Consider the following 17363-nt stretch of genomic DNA (forward strand, 5'->3'; position numbering starts at 1 on the left):
AAACCGCCATGCAGGCAATCCAGCAAGTCATCGATGAGGCCTGGGAAAACCGCGCCTCGCTGCAACCCGGCAATGCCGACGAAAGCATTCGCCAGAACGTGGCCACCGTTCTCAAGCAACTCGACGAAGGCAACCTGCGCGTTGCCGAGAAGATCGACGGCGAGTGGGTGACACACCAGTGGATCAAGAAAGCCGTCCTGCTCTCCTTCCGTCTGACCGACAACAGCCTGATCGAAGCCGGTCCGCTGCGCTATTTCGACAAGGTTCCGAGCAAGTTTGCCGATTACGACAGCGAGAAGTTTGCCAGCGGCGGCTTCCGCGTCGTGCCGCCGGCAACCGCTCGTCGCGGCTCTTTCATTGCCAGGAACGTGGTTCTGATGCCGTCTTACATCAATATCGGCGCCTACGTCGACGAAGGAACGATGGTCGACACCTGGGCCACAGTCGGCTCTTGCGCGCAGATCGGCAAGAACGTGCATCTCTCCGGTGGCGTCGGTATCGGCGGCGTCCTCGAACCCCTGCAGAGCAACCCGACAATCATCGAGGACAACTGCTTTGTCGGTGCCCGCTCGGAAGTCGTCGAGGGGGTCATCGTCGGTGCAGGCTCGGTGATCTCGATGGGCGTCTTCATCGGCCAATCGACGAAGATCCTGGACCGCGAAACCGGCGCGGTCAGCTATGGCTACGTGCCGCCGGGGTCGGTCGTGGTGTCCGGCAGCATGCCGGGCAAGGGGGGCAGCTACAGCCTCTACTGCGCGGTGATCGTCAAGAAAGTCGACGCCCAGACGCGCGCCAAGACGAGCATCAACGATCTCCTGCGCAGCGACTGAGCGCCACCGTGCAGAGCCCTGAAGCGACGGACAAACGCCTGATCCTCGACAAGCTGTTTCAGGTGATGGCGGACCGGCAGGCGTCGGATATTTTCATATCCGCCGGCGCGCCGATCCACATCAAGATTCAGGGCATAACGGTGCCGGTCAATCAGCAGATGATGGAACCGGCGATGATCGAAAAGATCGCCCTTGAACTGATGAACGCTGAGCAGGCGCACACCTTCGAGGCGACCAAGGAGATGAACCTCTCGATCGGCGTCCCCAAGCTCGGCAATTTTCGCATCAACCTGTTTCGCCAGCGCGGCTCGATCTCCATTGTCGTCCGTTACATCCTCGGCAATATCCCGGCGCTCGATTCGCTGCTCTTGCCGCCGGTCCTCGCCGACCTGGTCATGGAAAGGCGCGGTCTGATCCTGATCGTCGGTTCGACGGGCTCGGGAAAGTCGACCACCATTGCCTCGATGCTCGATTATCGCAACAGCAATTGCGCCGGCCACATCCTGACCATCGAAGATCCGATCGAGTATCTCTTCAAGCACAAGAAGTCGATCGTCAACCAGCGCGAAATCGGCATGGACACCCTGGGCTGGAACAACGCCTTGAAAAGCGCCATGCGGCAAGCACCGGACTGTATTCTGATCGGCGAGATCCGCGACAAGGAAACGATGCAGGCGGCAATTGCCTACGCCCAGACGGGCCACCTCTGCCTGGGCACCCTGCACGCCAACAACAGCTACCACGCACTCAACCGGATGATCAACTTCTTCCCGCTCGATAGCCGCAGCGCGCTGTACATGGACCTCTCGGTGAGTCTGAAGGCGATCGTTTCGCAGCGCCTGGTAAAGCGCAAGGAAGGCAAGCTGGCGCCAGCCGTCGAAGTTCTGCTGAACAGCTATCACGTCCAGGAACTGGTCGAGCGCGGCGACATCCCGGCCCTCAAGGAGGCCATGGAGCAAAGCCTCGCACCCGGTTCGCAGACTTTCGAACAAGCGCTTTTCAAGCTCTACCGCGCAGACGTGATTACCCTGGAAGAGGCGCTGAGCAATGCCGATTCACCGACCAACCTGTCCTGGCTGATCAACAACTTCGAAGCAGCGCCGGCACCGCGTCGCGACGACAAGTTGAGCACGTCATCATACGAGCTATCGGAAAGCGACCCCAGCAGCGCTTCCTTCAAGGAGTTCTCGCTCAGTCTCCACGACGCTGACGAGCAAGCCTAGCCAGGCGCGCACGATGAACAGGGACAGCGCTACTGAGATGGCCAAGGACAGCAAGCTGGCAGTGGCCAACGAGGCGACTCTTGCACTCGCCGAGCAACTCATCGCCTGTCGCTCGCTGACCCCCGACGACGCCGGCTGCCTGCCGATCATCGCCCGCCGTCTTGAAGCCATCGGCTTCCGCTGCGAGTTCATCAAGCGCGGCGCGGTCAGCAACCTCTGGGCGCGGCGCGGCCACAGCAGCCCCTTGCTCTGTCTGGCCGGCCACACCGACGTTGTCCCCAGCGGCCCACTCGAACAATGGCACAGCGATCCCTTCCAGCCGCTGCGCAAGGAGGGGATGCTGTACGGGCGCGGCGCCGCCGACATGAAAGCTTCGCTGGCGGCTTTCGTCACCGCCGCCGAAGCCTATGTCGCCGGCAAGCCCGAGCACGGCGGCTCGATCGCCTTCCTGCTCACTTCCGATGAGGAAGGCGACGCCATCGATGGCACGGTCGCCGTCACCGAGGCCTTGCGCCAACGCGGCGAGACGATCGACTACTGCATCATCGGCGAGCCGACCTCGGTCAACACGCTCGGCGACATGGTCAAGAATGGACGCCGCGGATCGCTGTCGGGGAAACTGACCGTCAAGGGTGTGCAGGGCCACATCGCCTACCCGCATCTGGCAAGAAATCCGATTCATCTGGCAGCCCCGGCGATTGCCGAGCTGACGCAGACGGTCTGGGATCAGGGCAACGAGTTTTTCCCGCCGACCACCTGGCAAATCTCCAACATCCACGGCGGCACCGGCGCCAGCAATGTCATTCCAGGCAGCGTCGATATCCAGTTCAACTTCCGCTTTGGTACGGCCAGCACACCCGAGCAACTGCAAGCGCGAACCTGCGCGCTGCTCGACCGCCACCAGCTGACCTACGAACTGGCGTGGAACTTGAGCGGCAAGCCTTTCCTGACCGGCCACGGCGCGCTGATCGACGCCTCGCTGCAGGCGATTCGCGCCGAAACCGGCGTCGAAGCCGAGCTGTCGACCAGCGGCGGCACTTCGGACGGTCGCTTCATCGCCGAGATCTGCGCACAAGTGATCGAAATCGGCCCGGTCAATGCCAGCATCCACAAGGTCAACGAAGCCGTCGAAATCGCCGCCCTGCCACGACTCGCAGCCATCTACCGCCGTATTCTCGAAGCCTTGCTGCCCAGCCATGTTTGAACAGGCACAAAACGAACTGCGCACCTTGCGCGACCTGCTGCGCTTTGCCGTCAGCCGCTTCAGCGAAGGCGGACTGTTCTTCGGACACGGCGCCGACAACGCCTGGGACGAAGCGGTTTATCTGCTGCTGCACAGCCTGCACCTGCCACTCGATCGGCTCGAGCCTTTTCTCGACGCCGGCCTGACCAGCGACGAGCGCACGGCCGTACTGCGCATCATCGAGCGGCGCATCTGCGAACGCCTGCCGGCCGCCTACCTGACCAACGAAGCCTGGTTGGCCGAATATCGCTTCTATGTCGATCAACGGGTGATCGTGCCGCGCTCCTTCATCGCCGAATTGCTGCGCGAGCAGCTGGCGCCATGGATCGACGACCCGGAGAGCGTGGCGTCCGTTCTCGACCTATGCACCGGTTCCGGCTGCCTGGCGATTTTCGCCGCGCATGCCTTCCCGGCGGCCAGCGTCGACGCCATCGACATTTCGCCCGACGCGCTGGCCGTGGCCGAGCGTAACGTCAGCGACTACGGGCTGACGGCGCGTATCCGGCTGCTCGAGAGCAACCTCTTCGCCGCGCTCGGCAAGGAGCGCTACGACCTGATCATCAGCAACCCGCCTTACGTCAATGCCCCATCGATGCGCAGCCTGCCCGCCGAATACCAGCGCGAGCCCGCCCTGGCGCTGGCCAGCGGTAAGGACGGGCTCGACCTGACGCGGGCCATCCTCGCGACAGCGCGCGAACGCCTCACGCCGAACGGCCTGCTGGTCGTCGAAATCGGCCACAACCGGGAGCAGCTCGAAGCGGCCTTCCCGGATACCGCCTTTACCTGGCTGGACACCGCGGCCGGCGATCAGTACGTCTTCCTGCTGCATCGCGACCAGCTGCCGTGAGCGGGCTACGCCCTGCGCTACACCCTGCGCTACACCCTTGTTTGCGCTCTGTGGCTGCGGCGCTCCACTTCCCCCTGCAGCGGCTGCTTCTGGCCACCACCCTGCTGCTGGCCTTGCTGCTGGCCAGCGGCTGCAGCGAGACGACGCAAGGAACGGCGCTGCCGGCCGGAAGCGCGGTCCTGGCCTTCGGCAACAGCATTACCTTCGGCACCGGCGCCCAGCCTGGCGAAGACTATCCGACCGAGCTGGCAGCGCTCAGCGGCTGGCAGATCACCAACGCCGGCATCCCCGGCGACACCAGCGCGGCAGCCCGCGAGCGGATCGAGGCCGCCCTGGCGGCGACCTGGCCGGCACTGGTCATCGTCGAACTGGGCGGCAACGATTTCCTGCGCCGACGCCCGGCAGCCGCCGTCAAGGAAGATCTGCGGGCCATCGTCAGCGCCATTCGCGACTCCGGCGCGCAGGTGGTACTGGTCGCCGTCCCCAAGTTCTCGCTGCTCGGCGCCATCAGCGGCCGCTTGCCCGATTCTGAAATCTACGCCGAGCTGGCCAGCGAAGAAAAGCTGGCGCTGGTCGACAGCGTTCTCGCCGAGGTCCTCGCCAAACCGGAACTGAGAGCTGACCCCATCCACCCCAACGCCGACGGCTACCGACAACTGGCGACAGGCATCGCCGAACAGCTGCGCCAGGCTGGTTTGCTCAAGGCGCCGTAGGCACCGGCCAACGCCAAGCATCGCCCTGGCGATAATCATGGTCGGGCAAGCCGACAGACAAGGACCCCCGATGAACAGCGAAACCCCGCAGCGCATCCACCGCCTGGATTACACACCGCCGCCTTTCCTCGTCGACAGCGTCGAACTCGACGTGCACTTCAACGCCGGCGAAGTGCTGGTCAACAGCCAGCTGCAACTGCGGCGCAATCCCCTGGCTGCCCTGGCTGCGGAGGCAAGCCCCCTGCCACCGCTACAACTCGACGGCCAGGGGCTGGAAACGATCTCCGTAGCCATCGACGGCAGCGTTCTCGGCCAGGACCAATACCACTGCAGCGACTCACTGCTGACCATCGTCAATCCGCCGGACACGCTGACGCTGCGTACGCAGGTGCGTATCGATGCCGACCACAACAGCAGCCTGTCCGGACTTTTTCGCTCCAAGGATGGCTATTTCACCCAGTGCGAGGCGCAGGGTTTCCGCCGCATCACCTGGTTTCCGGATCGCCCGGACATCATGTCGCGCTACCAGGTCACCCTGCATGCCGACAAGACCCGCCTGCCGGTACTGCTGGCCAACGGCAACCCGGTCGGCAGCGGCGACGAGGGGCCTGACCGCCACTGGGCGAAATGGGAAGACCCCTTCTTCAAGCCCTGCTATCTCTTCGCCCTGGTTGCCGCCCGCCTCGACGTGCTGCGCGACGAGTTCACCACCAGCAGCGGGCGCAGCGTTCAGCTCGCCGTCTTCGTCGAGCCCGGCAAGCTCGACCAGTGCGCGCACGCCATGGACGCCCTCAAGCGCTCGATGCGCTGGGATGAGGAAGTCTTCGGCCTGGAATGCGATCTCGACCACTACATGATCGTCGCCGTCGGCGACTTCAACATGGGAGCGATGGAAAACAAGGGCCTCAACGTCTTCAACACCAAGTACGTCCTGGCCCGTGCCGACATCGCCACCGACGCCGACTACCAGAACATCGACCGCGTCGTCGCGCACGAATACTTCCACAACTGGACCGGCAACCGGGTCACCTGTCGCGACTGGTTCCAGCTATCGCTGAAGGAAGGGCTGACCGTCTATCGCGACCAGGAATTCGGCGCCGACATGCACAGTCGTGCGGTCACCCGCATTCGCGAAGTGCGCGCCCTGCGCGCCATGCAGTTTCCCGAAGACGCCGGCCCGATGGCCCATCCGGTGCGCCCCGACTCGTATATCGAGATCAACAACTTCTACACCAGCACCGTTTACGACAAGGGCGCCGAAGTGGTGCGCATGATCGAAACGCTGATCGGCAAGCAAGCTTTCCGGCGCGGCATGGACCTCTACTTCGAACGCCATGACGGCCAGGCGGTGACCTGCGACGACTTCGTCGCGGCCATGGCCGACGCTTCCGGCGTCGACCTGACGCAGTTCAAGCGCTGGTACGACCAGGCCGGCACACCGCGCCTCTGGGCCAGCGGTAACTATGACGCGGAAACGCGCAGCTACACCCTGACCCTGTCCCAATCGCTGCCCACGCGCGCCGCCGCGGACGCCACCTCCGAGCCGCTGCACAGTCCGCTGCACAGTCCCTTCCACATCCCGGTGGCCATCGGCCTCAACGGCGCAGAGGGCGAAGACATGCCGCTGCTGATCGCCGGTGAAGACAGCACCACCGACAGCGGCCGAAAGACGCGCGTCCTCTCGCTGACCGACTTCGAGCAGCAGTTCGTCTTCACCGAGCTGGCCGCCGCCCCCGTCGTTTCGCTGCTGCGCGACTTCTCGGCGCCGGTGATTCTCGATTTCTCCTGGAGCGACGAAGAGCTGGCGCACCTGCTGGCCCACGACAGCGACCCCTTCAATCGCTGGGAAGCCGGGCAACGCCTGGCCAGCCGCCTGATCCTGGCAGCCGCCGAAGACATCTCGGTCGGCCGCGCTGCCTACTGGCCGCAAACCTTCGTCGAAGCCGCCGCACGGCTTCTCGAAAACGCCGCTGCCGATCCCGCTTTCGCCGCCGAAGCCCTGACCCTGCCCGGCGAAGCGACCCTTGCCGAAGAGATGGCCATGGTCGACCCGAGCGCCCTGCACGAAGCGCGCAATGGCCTGCGCCGTTTTGTCGCCGAACAACTGGGTGGCGCGCTGCTGCACGCTTACGAAACGCACGCCACCAGCGGCCCTTACCAGGCCACGCCGGCAGCCGCCGGGCGGCGCGCGCTGCGCAACCTCTGCCTGGGCTATCTGGGCGAGCTGAACAGCGCCGAGTCGCGCGCCCTGGCCATGCGCCAGTTCGAGACAGCCAACAACATGACCGACCAGTTGGCGGCGCTGGCAACCCTGGCGCAGAACGACTGCCCGGAACGTGTACAGGCACTGGACAGCTTCTACGAGCGCTGGCACGACGACGCGCTGGTGGTCGACAAATGGCTGTCGGTACAGGCGGCGAGCCGCCTTCCCGACACGCTCGCGGTGGTCCGAGAGCTGCTCGATCACCCGGCTTTCGATCTGCGCAATCCGAACAAGGTCTACGCGCTGCTCAACACTTTCGGCAACAATCATGTCCGTTTTCACGCCGCCGACGGCGGCGGCTACCTGTTCCTCGCCACACAGATCGGCGAGCTCGATCGCCTCAACCCGCAGGTCGCCGCACGTCTGGCACGCCGCTTCGATCGCTGGCGGAAGTTCGACCAGCCGCGCCAGCAACAAGCCAGCTTCGCCCTCGAAAAGCTGCGCTCAATCGATGGCCTGTCGTCGGATGTACGCGAGATCGTCGGGCGCGCGCTGGATCAGTAAGCCGGCATTCTCGCACTCGGCCTCGCCGCAAGGCAGGCGCGCAGCGCGGCGGGGAAAACCGCCGCGGACGCGAAAATTGGCCAGATAGTGCTTGAGCACGGCCGATCGCCTCTGTATAATTCGCCGCTTCAGCAAGGCAAGGCGCCCGTAGCTCAGTTGGATAGAGTACTTGGCTACGAACCAAGGGGTCGGGCGTTCGAATCGCTCCGGGCGCACCAATAGATTCAAACACTTAGGTCAATCTTCGGATTGGCCTTTTGCTTTTTGGGCTGCTGGGTACAACTTTGGGTACAAGTCGGCGAATATGCCAGCCAATCCTGAGCCACGTCAGCAAGGCCCGCACGGTGGGGCAGCTTCCCAGCCAGGCGACCATCGCGAGCCCCCTTAGGCGGTAATTCAGGCGATCGTCACCCGCAGCTCCGATGCGGCCGCGGCTTCGGAAGACATCGGCCCGCCTGCATCAACTCCCTCGTGCCGCGGACTCAACGCCGTCAACGCTATGGTTCCAGGTCTCCGCGCCCAACGGCAGTTTCATTCAGCTCGCACGGGCTTCCCGCCACGTCGGGAAATGCTGGTCGAGCAGGCGCCACGAAGCGCTCGCTGTGCGTCGGCTCAGACCAGATGCAGCATTTCATGCACGACGACGTATTCAAGCAAGTCCTTGGGCTTTTTCACCAGCTCGGTATTCAGCCGAATGCTTCCCGCCCGGTGGTTACAGCTACCCACTTCGTCTTCATGCGCTGCAGAAAGTAGCCGGAAGCCTTCACGCCAAGCCTCTCCTCCCATTTCCTGATGAGTGCAGGTACGGCTTCGTGCAGCAATGAGCGATACCATTCAAGCATCACCTCTGCCCGCTTGGCCAGCCCACTGCCCGGGCGCACGCTGAGCATGATCCGGCGATGATCCAAAGTCACGCTTGGCTTTGCGTCCTTCTCGATGATAGACAGCAGATAGCGCCGTCCCCAGAGGTAATGGCTTTCCCGCTCGACGAACTGGCGTGGAGTCTCTCGCGCCTGTGCCAGCAGCTTCGCCTGCTGGTCACGAATCCAGCCCAGCTTGGAGATGGCATAGGCCCGGGCGGCTTCCAGTCGTGTGCCGGTCGGAGCTACCAGCGTGACGCTCCCTGCCGGGGGATGCACGGAAAGGTGGACGTGCTTGACCAGCTTGCGCGTCACGGCGATGTCGATGTCGCCGAGCCGGATGATCTCGGTCATTGATACCCCGGCTGGTTCTTCACCAGTTCGAACATGGCGCGCGTCGCCTCGCGATTTCGACCAAGCAAGGGGAATAGTGCGTTCAGTAGCTGCGCCTCCCGTGCCTGATCACCCTTCCAGCCGGCCGGCGCCTTTTCGCGCAGGGTGCGATCGATGTCCAGCGCCAATGTCAGACGCTCGGCTGCGTACTCGGCCAGCGGTTCCGCCGCAGTGAAACGGGCATTGCCCGCCGCCGCGAGGATCTCTGGCAGATTGTTGTAGATGACGATCGCCTCGGTCTTGCCGTGCAGCATCGCGGGAATACCGCCTTCCGGCTGCTTAGCGGCCAACCGCTTCACCAACTGCTCGGCCTTGCGCAGGAATTCCTCATAGGCCGCCGTATCCACCCGACTCTGCTCGATCAGATCATCGAGCAGCTTGGACATCTGCGCGTAGAACCTCGGGTCAGTAAGCTGCTCGCGGATGATCGTCTTGCGGACGTTGTTGATGATCCCCTCGGCGATGGCGTTCTTCGAGAGCTTGCCCTTCGCGTTCAGCTTTCTGGCGATGGCATCGTGGATGCCGGTCTCGATGATCAGTTCGGTCAGCGACATCTCGCCCAGTTCACCCAGTTCGGCCGCCGGATCAGCTTGGATGTAGGTGTTGATGAGGTGGCGCATGTCCGCCTCGAAGGGCTTGATGTCCAGCTCCTCGCCGGAGTGCCTCTTGATGGCTGCGCGAATCTCGGCGTAGAACGCGACGTCCTTTTGCAGAACCGCCACCTCGGCGTCGGAATACCCCGCTTCGGTCAAATCCTGGGCGAGGTCGGCGAAGGCTCGCGCAAAGAGCGCCACCGCCTTGTAGAAGGAAATGCGCAGCACCTCCGTTTCGTTCAGCGCATTGGGATTGGCGGCATCGCCGCAGAAATAATGCAGGAACTGCTCCACCTCGCGCGGCAGTGCCACCGGCTCGCAAAGGTAGCTCAGTTCCTGGCGGGCGTCGGCGAGCTGCTTCCTGCCTTCTTCCAGCCAGCTCTTGAGGTGCACGTTGTTGTCGCCACCGTTTCCCTGTTCGATGTCCAGTTCGTCGGAGTTGTACACCGCGATGGCCTGCTGCACGTCGCCGAAAAGCTTCTTGTAATCGACGATGTGGCCGTAATCCTTGTCATCGCCGTCGAGCCGGTTGGTGCGGCAGATGGCCTGGAACAGGTTGTGGTCGCGCAGTTCGTTGTCGAGGTAGATGTAGCTACAACTCGGCGCGTCGAAGCCGGTCAGCAGCTTGCTCACCACGATAAGCAGCTTCAGGTTCGCCGGTTCCTCGTGAAACGGCGCTTGGTCTCTTCCTCGTATTGCCTGGTCGTCTGGCCGCTCTTGAGAACGTGCCGGGTGTAGGTGTCGAACTTGTAGCGCTCGTCGCTGTTGGCCGGCTCCCTGGAGATCGCATTCGCGTTCGGCTCGAAAGAAGTGATGATCCCGCAGTAGGCTCCGAAGCTCGTGTTCTGGAACAGGCGGAAGTAATGGCAGGCGTCATGGATCGAGGCGGCCACCAGGATCGCCGTGCCGCGGTCGTTGTTCAGGCGCGGCTTGAGGGCAAAGTCGCCGATGATGTCGGCAATGATCTCGCGCTTGCGTCCCGCCGCGCTCATCAGCTCTTCCATCGTTGCCCAGCGTTTGCGCACCAGCGCCTTCTGGAAGTTGTTCAGGTTCTTGGTCTTCTCCTCGAACCACTCGTCGATCTTCTTCTGCGACGTTAAGCGCTCGGGCACGTCGCGTGCCTCGTACTTGAGGTCAAACACCACCTTGTCAGCCACCGCCTGGTGGAATTTGTAGGTGTGGATGTAGCTGCCGAACACATCCCGCGTCAGCAGCCTGTCCTTGCGCAGCAGCGGCGTGCCGGTGAAGCCGATGAAGATCGCGCTTTCCAGCCAGCGTTTCATCTGCCGGTTCATGTCGCCGCCCTGGCTGCGGTGGCACTCATCGACAAACACATAGAAGCGGCCTGCCACCTTCGGCGCCGGCCCTCTCAGGTCGGCCACATCGAACTTGTGGATCAGAGCGCACAGCAGGCGCGGCGTGGTCGCCGCCAGCTTGTCGACGAACTCCGCCCGCGAGCTAATGCGTGGTGAAGGCGAGCTCTCGCCGATCACCCCGGCATTCCTCATCACGCCGACGATCTGCTTGTCCAGTTCGTCGCGGTCGGTGATGACGAGAATGCGTGCCTCGGGGTCGTGCTCCAGCAGCCACTTGGCAATCAGCACCATGAGGATGCTCTTGCCGCTGCCCTGGGTGTGCCAGATCACACCGCCCTCGCGCCTGGCCATTCGCTCCTGTGCCGCCTTCACCCCGGCGTATTGATGCGGTCGCGGCACTTTCTTCTGGCCGGCATCGAAGATGATGAAGTGGCGGATCAGGTCGAGCAGCCGGGCCTTGTCGCACAGTTGCGCCAGCGGCCGGTCGAGCAAGGCACCGGCCTCGGGTAGCGCAGTCCCACCGGCGCCGACCTTTTCCTCGTCCTTCCATTCCACGAAAAACTGCTCGGGCGTGCCGGTGGTGCCGTAGCGCAATCCCTGTGCGTCGCTGCCCGCCAGCAGCAACTGTACGGTCGTGAAGAAGCCCTTGTTGAAAATCTCTTCCTGGTTGGTGATCAGTTGCCGCACCCCGTCGGCCACCTCCACCGAGCTGCGCTTGAGTTCGATCACCGCGATGGCGATGCCGTTGATGTAGAGCACGATGTCCGGCCGCCGCTCGTAGCCGCCCTTGAGCGTCACCTCCTCGGCCAGGGCAAAGTCGTTCTGCTCCGGGTTGTCCCAGTCGATCAGATGCACCGTCTCATGCGCCCTGCCGGCGGCGATCTGCACCGGCACGCCATAGCGCAGCAACTGATAGGTGCGCAGGTTGGCCTGGTAGAGCGTGATTCCGGTCGCGTCGGCAGCGATTTCCAGCTTCTGCAGGGCCGCGGAGATATGGGCAGCCGAATACCCCCGCGCCGCGAGGTTTTCGCGCAGCAGCGCTGTCTCGATGGGGCGGTTGTTCTCGCGTTTGTTCCACTCGCCGAGATAGCGGTAGCCCAGCCAATCGGGCAGCGCCTTGTCGCTGAACAGATCAATGACGCGGTTCTGCGTCTTTCGTTCGGAGCGAGGTTGCCCAGTCATTGGATTAGGAACTCGGGAAGGCTTCTGCTAGATGTTGGGCCAGCTTGACAAGGTCGGCCGCGATGTCTTCCGGGGAAATAATTTTCGTAGCCCGACCGTGCGTGTCGGCGAAATCTTGAGCGGCGAGGCAAGGCACAAGCTCGGGCAACTTTTCCAGCCACTGACTATGCACGTAAATTTCGTATGCCCCCCCTCGAAACTCGACATCGAAGTATGCGTAGTGCTCTCCATGGGAGAGAGCAAGTCGGATACCCGGTTCCACATCGGCACCTACAGCTGAATAGTAAGGAATCAGAATCAACGGCCCCAATTGGCCATTCTTTTCAAGAGGTACGAGCTGATTTTTATATAGGCAAAATGTGAACAGCTCAGCATGCGCCCCGTTCATTTGTGTTTTGCTCAGCAAATAAATCTCAGTTTCCGAGTTCCATCGGATGGACTGATTTTCGCAGTATTCGATCGCGCTCGGCGTTCGAACTAAAGCAGCCCTCCACGGTTCCAAATTCGTACCTTCCTCGACGACTCTCGCTAATTGCGGTTCGAGGGCTTTGGTGGCGGCGAGCTTGTCCCAAAGTTGGTGAAGTGCCTTGCGTGCTTCTGGCGCTTTTTCACCTGTGCCTCGGAGCAACCGCTTCCAGCTTGCTTGGTCAGCAGTCGAGCCGACGAGGAAGGAACGATTGCGACGGCTTGGAAGAAGATAATCGCCCACGCTGAGTAAAGCCCGTTGCCATAGAAATTCACTCGCGGGCCTCAAGCCAGAAGCGGTGAACATATTTTCTGCCAGAGATAAGTAGCGCAAGAAGCGCTCCTGCAGATCGGCGTGAAATTCGGCCTCCCAGCGACCAGGCGTCGTCTGGTTCCTTGCAGTGATGGCACCGGAAAAGTCCAGGAGAAATTCAACTTGCCCACGGAAATATCCATGGCCTTCGGCACGATCGATCGATTCCCGCCAAGTATCGTGCGCCAATATCAGCTCGGCCTTGAGTTTTTCTTCGGCTATTTGGTGCGGGCTGAAGCCGCTCGCGGGATTATCTGTTTCGGCGAAGTGGTTGAGTATTTCCTCGGAGTGCTGAAGCAAGTTGTTGAGCCCGAGAATGCTACGTCGAAGGTCGTCAGGGCGGTTATATTCCGTATTTGCTGAGAGATTGTGGGCGATCCGCATCCATTCCTGAAACGCTCGATAATTGAGTGCATCTTGATGCTTCGCAACGAAGCCAACATACGCAGCAAACTGAACAAGTTCCACATAGGAGAGGCTTGCTCCATTTGAAACAATCTTGTCGAAAACTGATCTCTCGTCGAAATATCGCTGATCCGGAAGAAGAGCTGTTAGCTTTCCGCTCTCCGCGCTCCAGGCATCGAATAGATGGATAATTGCCATGGTGAAACGTTCATCAAGCCATTCACGTAAATGGAAATCCGTGTATGAAGGCGCTTTCATGCCATTCCGCAAAAGGAGAATATCGTCCGAATACTCCTCATCGTCCGGGCTTCTTGTCACCAGCGCGACCGCCCGAAACATATTCATGAGCGCCCCATCGTAGAGGTTGCTCTTCTGGTCTCGGAGTCTCCAGAACAAGTCGGCCCATGCAGTGTCCATCCTGAGCGCGACGTATTTCGCTACTGGAAAATTCTGCTCTCCGATTGAGAAGGTGACGTCCTCAAACTGTTCTTCCAGTTCCTGCTCGTAGCGTGCCTTAAAGGTCTCGAATGCCGTCAGCGGTTTGCCGCGGGCGTTCATCTTGATGTAAAGATCGTCGGAAAGACCGAAGTTCTTCAAGTCCAGCAGTTGGAACGTGATGGCAGGCTGATTCTCATCGATCAGCCGTGAGAACAATCCGCTCGAAGAGGCGAACCTCTCGTGAATGGCTTTGAGCATGCAGAGAACCGATTGGATCGTGGGATCAAGCCGCCAGCTGCGAAAGAACCAGCGCTGGTCGCTAACCTGTTGCGCCACGTCCAGAACGTCATCCGGAGGAACGGCAGGCCGGTAACCCACAAGCTCATCGAAAAAACTCGTTACTGCTCGGTCGAACGCTGTAGGCGAATCTCGAACGCTGGTCATCAGTCTGAAATAGCTGCTTAAATAGGTCGCACTGGTCATCCGTCCAGGCTAGGTACCAATGCAGGAGGAAAAGCGTCGTCAGTCGTTGCTGCCCATCAAGAGGAAGAATCGAGTCCTCGCCGTCCCCTTCCACGCTGCCGTAAATGAAGTCAAGATTTAGGGGAAGCTCCGGATCGTTTGCCGGTTTGCGCAGCGCCGTCTCAATGTCGTTCAGGAATTCTTCCCGGACTTCCGCCTCCGCCGGACGCCCTTGAGCGTAGTCCCCGCTGGATCATGGGAACCCGGACACGCCCGTGCTGCTGAAACAACTGCTTGTAGATGATTTGGCTACCGAAACTCATTGGAATCACTCCATCCTTCCAAGAAAGAAGTTTGTAAGTGTGGTGGCGATGGCTTCTCTATAACCATCTTGGTCGGATTCGCTCCAGAACATCACGTTATCCACTTGCGGGCTGTAACACTTCAGAAAGACATTCCTGGTGCAAAGGGGCACGAAAATCCCGGCGTGGTCGAGGTCCAAGAGGCTCTGCCGCTTGACCGCGAAGACGGCATTCTTGTAGCTCCGGTTCGTGTGTTCATCAAGAAGGGTCAGATTGGCGATTCCGTGATCTGCCTCTCCTTCACTTGCTTCGTGGAAATACTCAAGCAACTCATCGTAAAGGGGGTCGAAGACTTCGTTGGTCGCGTCAACCTGCGTCAGGGTGAGGAAATCTTCGATCTGCTTGCGCAGTTCTCGGCCGGTCTCTTGCGATTCCAGGTAGCCAAGGCAATTGCGTAGCCAGTTCCCTCGATCATGAAAACGCTCGGGTTTGTCGTCGGCTACCGAACGAACATGCTCGATATCCCAACGTTCGCTCTTGAAGCTGTCGAACTGAAAACGCAGATTGGATCGGTGATTCTGTAAAAGAGTTTGCCAGGTTGAAGAGGAGCAGAAGTGATCTGATCTTCCCGGAATGATGGTTGTAGGAAAGCGCATCCAAGCGGTCAGCAACGTGCTCACGGATCACTCGCTCGTCGGATGAATCACGTAGGTCCTCGCCAATCGCGCGTTTGAAAATTTCCTGACGCAGGTGCTTTTCGAAGGCGCTCTTGGTGCACTCCATGGAGAGCGCCCGGAGATCGTTGAGCGACATCCCCTCGCTTACGAGGAAACCGACCATGTGGTAAAGAACTCGGTCCTCGAACCACTCTTCCAGCATCAAGTAGGTCTGCTTGACCTTCTTCCACTCGCTCTCGGGTGTGGCTCCCTGAGCTCTCAGCCGTTGGTTGAATGTGTGGAAAATACCATAAGCATCGCTCTCTACTCCGGAAGGCATGCCTTCGGCTCGGGAGACCAGTTCGAATAGAAAGCCAATGCGGTTTTGCTCCTTCCCTCGCGTATTGCTGAGGAAGTACCAGAAAGCGTCAGACTGCAGCGCCTTTTCCAGTTGGTCCCACTCGTAGGCAATGCGCAACGGCACAACTGCTGCCTCACCTCCATGCGGGCCGGTACGCCTCAAGAACAGGGCCCGAATCAACTCGTCGTTGGTCAAGGGAATTTTGCCGACATTGAGGCGGGTGAACGCGTCCACAGGCTTGTCGCTGTCCGCCAATTGGAACCAGATGACTTTCGTTTTGTTAAGAAGGGCTGACTTCATGTCCTCAACAATGGTGTCTTGTGCGCCAAACCATTGCTCGATGGTCTGCATAGCCTGGTCGAGGTGGAAGAAATCTACATTCTCGTTGGCGGCTTCTTCGGTAGGGTTCTCCAGGAAATCGTCCAAACCAGGGCGTGTCTCGTAAGCCAGCGTATAGACCGTTTGCTGGTATCTCTTTGCCAGACGCTCGTTGAAATGGCGCAGGATAAGCAACAAGGTGGTCAATCTCTGCTGACCATCCACCACCTCGAAGTCACCAGTGGGCCGGGCCATGACGACCAGTGGTTGCAGGCAGTAGAACTCGTCCGGTTGCGGGTTCGGTCGTACGGTGAATTCCCGGACGTCTTCCAGCAGCTGCTCTACCTGAAGCGGTGACCATCGGTACCCGCGCTGATAGGCGGGAATGAAGAACCGAAGCGCGGCTTGGGAGGCATCCACCCGCAAGTCATTGACGGTTTTCAGTGAGATTCGCTGTTCGTTCATACGAGACGTGTCTTTCCGGTGAGGAGTTCCTGCATCATCGCCTGCTTGAGGGCGCGAGTCTTGTCGCTGCGGGCCAGCAGCGCCGAGATTTCGGCATCCATGTCGGCGAGGACGGTGGCGATGGCGGTTTGTTCTTCGCACGACGGTAGAGGGAAACGAAAATCTTCGACCATGCCCTTGTTAAGGTTCGACTGTGTGCCTTGTTGTCCCAAGCTCTTGACCGTGGTCTTCAACAACGTGAGGAAGTAATAGAGGAACCCGTTGTGGAGGTCGCGCTTTGGTCGGATACCCAGAATAGCTTGGCTAGTGCAAACAGGCATGCCCGCAATGCTGCATTCACCCAGCGACGCGTACATCGCATAGAGAACTGTGCCAGCAGGAAACATCTGTGCTACCGACTTTTCTAGACCAAGCAGAGTAAGCGTCTTCTCGGTCCGGTCGATTACTCTACCAGCTCTTGTCATGTCAGCGATGGAGACCCACGGAATGCCGCCGCCGTAGTACGCGGAAACGGACGACAGTGGCGTTCCACCGCTCGCCATTTCCGCGAGATCGCCCAACCGCTCTATCTCCCACTCCCTGCTGAAACCCGGTAGGCGGGTTTGGCCGGTGAGGAGCTGCTGCATGGCGGCCTGTTTGAGGTTGCGCTTCTTGAGGACGAGCCGCTCCAGTCCGCCCAGCAGCGAATCCACATCGCTCAACGCCACCGCGATGGCGCGTTGTTCAGGGATGGGGGCAATTGGTAGGCATATGTGCCTCAAGTCCTCGAGCGTAATCTCGCGAAAGGTAGTCCCTTTCGCCTCGACCTCAGACTGCCTCACTACGTGCGAACTGCGCATGCTCCACATCAAGTAGTCGCTCAAGACTCCCTCTTTGGGAGACAGTCGTGCCGTTCCTTGCGTCAGATTCGCGCCTGCGACCGAACTTGAAACCTGGCGAACCTCGCCTAGCTTTCCTCGAAGAGCATAGACGAGGTCCCCTTGCTGCACTGTTGAACGCGAGAACCGCGCTGCTATCGCTGGGCTTGTTCGAAGCATTCCATCAACATCCAGATCTGGCTTGTCCATGTCCGACACTCGGACGTAAGGAATGCCGTTATTGACATGCTTACCGCATTGCACAATTCCGTAGGTGATTGTCTCCTGACACGCATCCTGAAGACTGGCAACGGCCCAATCCTCGGGAATGACCCCGACCTCGGTCTGCATATA

Annotated in this window: 11 protein-coding genes, 1 tRNA gene and 2 pseudogenes; 7 read left to right on the forward strand and 7 right to left on the reverse strand. The window is 60.6% G+C overall.

Annotated features, from left to right (window positions below):
* Positions 1-8: 8 nt before the first annotated feature.
* The 7 genes from dapD (at position 9) to QZ648_RS10715 (ending at position 7841) form a co-directional block, all read left to right on the forward strand.
* Positions 9-830 carry a 2,3,4,5-tetrahydropyridine-2,6-dicarboxylate N-succinyltransferase gene (gene dapD, locus QZ648_RS10685; protein WP_169064756.1) on the forward strand — a complete coding sequence of 274 codons (822 nt, stop codon included), beginning with the start codon at positions 9-11 and terminating at the stop codon, positions 828-830.
* Between the two features lie 38 nt (positions 831-868).
* A complete protein-coding gene (locus QZ648_RS10690) occupies positions 869-2053 on the forward strand; it encodes a PilT/PilU family type 4a pilus ATPase (protein ID WP_291997027.1) in 1185 nt (394 codons plus the stop codon).
* A 13-nt stretch (positions 2054-2066) separates the two neighbouring features.
* On the forward strand, positions 2067-3257 hold the full coding sequence (dapE, locus tag QZ648_RS10695; protein ID WP_291996992.1) for a succinyl-diaminopimelate desuccinylase: 1191 nt from the start codon (positions 2067-2069) through the stop codon (positions 3255-3257).
* A complete protein-coding gene (prmB, locus tag QZ648_RS10700) occupies positions 3250-4143 on the forward strand; it encodes a 50S ribosomal protein L3 N(5)-glutamine methyltransferase (RefSeq protein ID WP_291996993.1) in 894 nt (297 codons plus the stop codon). The genes dapE and prmB overlap by 8 nt, the downstream gene beginning before the upstream one ends.
* A 50-nt stretch (positions 4144-4193) precedes the next feature.
* Positions 4194-4856 carry a GDSL-type esterase/lipase family protein gene (locus QZ648_RS10705; RefSeq protein WP_291996994.1) on the forward strand — a complete coding sequence of 221 codons (663 nt, stop codon included), beginning with the start codon at positions 4194-4196 and terminating at the stop codon, positions 4854-4856.
* A gap of 70 nt (positions 4857-4926) precedes the next feature.
* On the forward strand, positions 4927-7623 hold the full coding sequence (gene pepN / locus QZ648_RS10710) for an aminopeptidase N (protein ID WP_291996995.1): 2697 nt from the start codon (positions 4927-4929) through the stop codon (positions 7621-7623).
* Positions 7624-7764: 141 nt separating this feature from the next.
* Positions 7765-7841 (forward strand) — tRNA-Arg (locus QZ648_RS10715).
* A gap of 317 nt (positions 7842-8158) precedes the next feature.
* On the opposite strand, the pseudogene QZ648_RS10720 reads toward QZ648_RS10715, so the two are convergent.
* The 7 genes and pseudogenes from QZ648_RS10720 to QZ648_RS10745 form a co-directional block, all read right to left on the reverse strand.
* Positions 8159-8837, reverse strand: a pseudogene (locus tag QZ648_RS10720) (SprT family zinc-dependent metalloprotease).
* Positions 8834-11967 (reverse strand): annotated as a pseudogene (locus QZ648_RS10725) (HsdR family type I site-specific deoxyribonuclease). Before QZ648_RS10725 ends, QZ648_RS10720 begins: the two co-directional pseudogenes overlap by 4 nt.
* A gap of 4 nt (positions 11968-11971) precedes the next feature.
* Positions 11972-14071, reverse strand: coding sequence for a DUF262 domain-containing protein (locus tag QZ648_RS10730; protein ID WP_291996996.1), 2100 nt, complete (start codon positions 14069-14071; stop codon positions 11972-11974).
* On the reverse strand, positions 13971-14246 hold the full coding sequence (locus tag QZ648_RS24935; RefSeq protein WP_366144120.1) for a DUF262 domain-containing protein: 276 nt from the start codon (positions 14244-14246) through the stop codon (positions 13971-13973). The genes QZ648_RS10730 and QZ648_RS24935 overlap by 101 nt, the downstream gene beginning before the upstream one ends.
* Positions 14247-14378: 132 nt before the next feature.
* Positions 14379-14681, reverse strand: a complete 303-nt coding sequence (locus QZ648_RS24940; RefSeq protein WP_366144118.1) for a DUF1524 domain-containing protein — start codon at positions 14679-14681, stop codon at positions 14379-14381.
* A 142-nt stretch (positions 14682-14823) separates the two neighbouring features.
* The gene (locus tag QZ648_RS10740; RefSeq protein WP_291996998.1) at positions 14824-16152 is read right to left on the reverse strand and encodes a DUF262 domain-containing protein; all 1329 of its coding nucleotides are present in this window, start codon (positions 16150-16152) and stop codon (positions 14824-14826) included.
* Positions 16149-17360 (reverse strand): restriction endonuclease subunit S, encoded by a 1212-nt coding sequence (locus QZ648_RS10745; RefSeq protein WP_291996999.1) that lies wholly within the window; start codon positions 17358-17360, stop codon positions 16149-16151. The genes QZ648_RS10740 and QZ648_RS10745 overlap by 4 nt, the downstream gene beginning before the upstream one ends.
* Positions 17361-17363 lie beyond the last annotated feature (3 nt).

Source organism: Candidatus Accumulibacter sp. ACC012, from assembly GCF_907163155.1.
Taxonomy (GTDB): domain Bacteria; phylum Pseudomonadota; class Gammaproteobacteria; order Burkholderiales; family Rhodocyclaceae; genus Accumulibacter; species Accumulibacter delftensis.